At 58.3% G+C, this 659-nt stretch carries 1 protein-coding gene; it reads right to left on the bottom strand.

Going from position 1 to position 659, the window contains the following annotated elements; all coding sequences use genetic code 11:
• A partial coding sequence (locus tag J5224_RS33345) for a type III secretion system domain-containing protein (RefSeq protein ID WP_264629175.1) occupies positions 1-539 on the bottom strand: 539 nt, incomplete at its 3' end.
• Positions 540-659: the final 120 nt, after the last annotated feature.

Below are 659 nucleotides of genomic sequence, written 5' to 3'. Positions count from 1 at the left end.
GCTTGCCTGAGCGGCGGCAGCTGTATCAACAGCGCCTGGAGCACGGGTTCCTCCCTTGCAGCACGGTAAAGCATGGCGATACCAATGCGATTCGCCGCGTCGATCACCTGTTCCGGTGAAAATAAGGCAGGGCGTTTGTTGTCACACATGCCAAACAGATGCCAGATCAGATCGTTATCCAGCCAGCGACGAAGCGCGTGACGATAATCAGGCAGCAGAAAGTAATCACCGCACGCCAGCGTCAGCAGCCCAAGCGCCAGCGCATATTTCGGCATGTTCGGTGCCAGCATGGCCAAACGGCGCTGACGTTCATTAAGCCGCCCCGGCAGACAAATCCCGCCACGCCGCGCTCGTAACGCGCGGTTCAGCGCGCTGTCTAAAACCGGAGACTCGCCATAACGCCACCGTTGATTGCGATGAAACCCTAACAAGGCAAACCAGTCAGGGTGCGCATAACGGGCGGGCTGCCAGACCGAGCGGTGCAGCAGCAGGATCAACGCATCCGGTCTGCTGGACTCGTCCGCTGAAACACACGCCACGCCGCCAGTATCAACAGCACCGAAGCCAGTAAAATCAGCGTTAACATCACATGTTGTCGATAACGGGATAGCCATTTCAGGATCGCTCTCTCTTCAACGGATTTCGGCGGCGGAGCCACC

Source organism: Candidatus Symbiopectobacterium sp. NZEC135 (assembly GCF_025962695.1).
This window is presented reverse-complemented; position numbering and strand designations above follow the sequence as displayed.